Source organism: Spiroplasma endosymbiont of Lariophagus distinguendus, from assembly GCF_023846195.1.
In the GTDB taxonomy this organism is placed as follows: Bacteria; Bacillota_I; Bacilli_A; order Mycoplasmatales; family VBWQ01; genus Spiroplasma_E.
Window position 1 is genome coordinate 1 of sequence record NZ_JALMUW010000085.1, and the last position, 3036, is coordinate 3036.

5 protein-coding genes are annotated in these 3036 nt (G+C 20.7%); all 5 read right to left on the minus strand.

The window, feature by feature from the left end:
* The coding region (locus M0D11_RS05485; protein WP_252320835.1) for a hypothetical protein at nt 1–199 on the minus strand (199 nt) is incomplete at its 3' end.
* Nucleotides 200–359: 160 nt separating this feature from the next.
* Nucleotides 360–1136, minus strand: coding sequence for a ParA family protein (locus tag M0D11_RS05490; protein WP_252320837.1), 777 nt, complete (start codon nt 1134–1136; stop codon nt 360–362).
* A 2-nt stretch (nt 1137–1138) separates the two neighbouring features.
* On the minus strand, nt 1139–1408 hold the full coding sequence (locus tag M0D11_RS05495) for a hypothetical protein (RefSeq protein WP_252320839.1): 270 nt from the start codon (nt 1406–1408) through the stop codon (nt 1139–1141).
* Nucleotides 1409–2076: 668 nt separating this feature from the next.
* Nucleotides 2077–2340, minus strand: a complete 264-nt coding sequence (locus M0D11_RS05500) for a SemiSWEET family sugar transporter (RefSeq protein WP_252320841.1) — start codon at nt 2338–2340, stop codon at nt 2077–2079.
* Between the two features lie 64 nt (nt 2341–2404).
* Nucleotides 2405–3036 (minus strand): replication initiation protein (locus M0D11_RS05505; RefSeq protein WP_252320843.1); only part of this gene is annotated, 632 nt, incomplete at its 5' end.

The following is a 3036-nucleotide window of genomic DNA, read 5'->3' on the forward strand; positions in this document are numbered from 1 at the left end:
TATTATTTACAGTAATTTTATAATAATCATCTTTATTTGGTTGAGTTGATAATAATTGCACTTTTACATGACTTGGATAAGATTTAATTACTATTGCTGGACGATACTTTTGCTTACCAGTTTCTTTATTAATATCATTAGGAATTTGAACTTTAATGCCAGTTCCTTTTTGCAATTTTCATCAGTATTTTTGTTGCATAATTTGACTTTCTTTCTAAAATAATGAATAAAGTTATGTTTGACAACCTTTTTAATGTAGTATATAATATTATTGTTAGTACAGGTAATGCTGTGCAAGAGGGTATAGCCCCCGAGTCGCTTAATCATTTTTGGTTAAGTGTTTTTTTTATTTTTAACTACTAAATTATTTCTGCAATAAGTTCTTCATATGCTTGTTTTTGACGTCAATAAGTAGGGTTAGTTCAAATTGTATCAAGTTTAACAGTATTTTTTGCAAAAGTGTCAGAATGTTTAATTTGTGATTTTAATAATAGTTTTTCTAAACTATCATCTTGTAATCATTTAAAAATAGTAGCACTTACATCATTATTTTTAACATTATTTAACAAAATTTTAATTGGTGGTATATCCTTGTTAAGGATACGACAAGCCATATTTAAAGTATTTTTTAAATCTAATAATCCTTTATAACAACCACCATCATCAGTTAAAGGAACTATAATTAAATCAGAAAGTGTTAAAAAATTTAATGCTAATTCTTGCATAGTTGGTGGATAATCAATTAAAACATAATCATAACTATCGAATATTTCTTTATTATTTTGATAAATAACTTCTGCTAATAAAAGTTGTTCTTTTTCATTTGGATAGTTAAGATTTATTAAAGATGAAGTTTTATTTAAGTTTTCTCCCCCAACAATAATATTAATATTTTCATATTTTGTTTTTTGCACTATTTGATTTAAAAATATCATTGTTGGTTCTGTTAAAATTGTTTTTAAGGTTTTATTTTTATTATATTCTGGTTTGCTAAAATTTAAAGTAAGTGTAGCTTGTGGGTCTAAATCAATAAGTAACACTTTTTTATTTTCTAAGGCAAGTTTATAAGCGATATTTTTACAAAGAGTAGTTTTTCCAACTCCACCTTTTTTTACTGCAAATGAAATCATTTTCATAACTATTCACTCTCACTTTCATCAATAATCTTTCCATATCTTTCTTCTAAAATTTCATTCATTAAAGTTGTTAATAACCATTTTTTATTTTGTGCTTCTTCTCTGAATTTTTTAACTAATATAGAATCACATTTCATTCTTGGCATAAATTCTTCATTTTTAATTTTTTTAAAGTCAGAAGTTTTATTGAAAGAAGCAGAATTAGTAATTAATTCTTTAACTCCTTTTGTGTTAATAATTTTTGCTTCATTTTTTTTAGAAATATTTGGCATTTTATCTTTCTCCCTTTTTATATAATTAAACTTTATGTACTTTTTATACTTTAAATACTATAATATAATTTAATTAAATTAATTTTATATAAAGTACCTACATACTTTAAAAAGTATTACTAATAATTATTATATACTAATTTATTTTTTATCATTAAAATAGTATAAATAACTTATTTTAATAATTTATACTATTTATACTTTAAATACTATAATATAATTTAATTAAATTAATTTTATATAAAGTACCTACATACTTTTTAAAGTATGTAGGTACTAAAAGTTATTTTACAAAATTTAATAAAATAATTTTCAAAAAATATTATATAATATAAATACTTACATAAGTGTAAGTTACAAATAATATATACATTTTTCTTCTATTAGGTTGGCACCTAATATAAAAGTTATCAGAAATGATAACTTTTAATATTTTCTACCATTTAAATAAGTTGAAAAATAATTAAATATTTATTAAAATGTAAATATTCCTAGTTAAGGAATTTTAAATTTAAATTTATTTCAAGGAGTTGATTTTTTATGAAAACATTTGTAAGAAATTTAAGTTTTAGATGAAGTTTATTTTGGAAATTTTTTAAAAAAGAACGGTTTGTTAAAAAGAAAAGTTTTTAATATAAATAGACCACCATAATTATGGTGGTCTATTTTTATGGTTCTTTATAATGAATATTTAATTTAAAAACTAACATAATAATTGTAGATATTAAAATTATTGAATCTAAACTTACAACTTCTCAATTTTTTATAAATATTCCATAAATTATTCATAAAAAACAAGATAATAATTGAATTAATAACATGAAAAACGATAAATCACGTACTCTTTTTGTTTTAATAATTTTTATAATTTGAGGTAAAAATATAAAACTATTTACAGCAACTGCTAATCAACCAATTATTTCTACATTCATAAATTACCTCCTTTGTTTTATTTAAATAATATTATTTTATGCATATTAATATCTCCAATAATTTTTAATGATTATCAAAATCTTCCATAATTTTTTTAATTTCATCATTACTTAAAAGTTGCTTTTCAATTATGTTACTTTTTTGTTTTTTAAAATTATTTGCCATTAGCTTTGATTTATTTGCATATTTTTTATATTCTTTTCTAGTTGGTACTTTTTCAAGTTCAGGACTTTGAGCATTAAATTTTTCTAAATCCAAATGCGTATTTAAAATTATTTTGCTATATTTTCTACCTACTTTAATTAATTCATAAGAAAAAATAATATCAGTTTTTGCTAAATCTTTTTTCACCACTTCTAAAATTCTAGTTTTTAACATATTAATTTGTTTAAAATAACTACTTTTTAAACTTAAATTTAATATTTTAGCAAGTTTTTCAAAATCTCATTCATGATTAAAATTTGGTGTTTTTTTAGTTTTAGCATTCATATACAAATAACTACGTAAATATTCATATAAACGTAACGAATACTTACTTGTAACTTCTTTTGTATAAGGTAAATAAATATTTGTATAATCAGATTTTAAATTTAAATAATGTTCTGCAACTAAACTTTGATGAACTTCTAAATAAAGTTTTCCTTGATCATTTCCGCCTCTTAAAAATAAATTTACAAACTCAAATTTATCTTTTG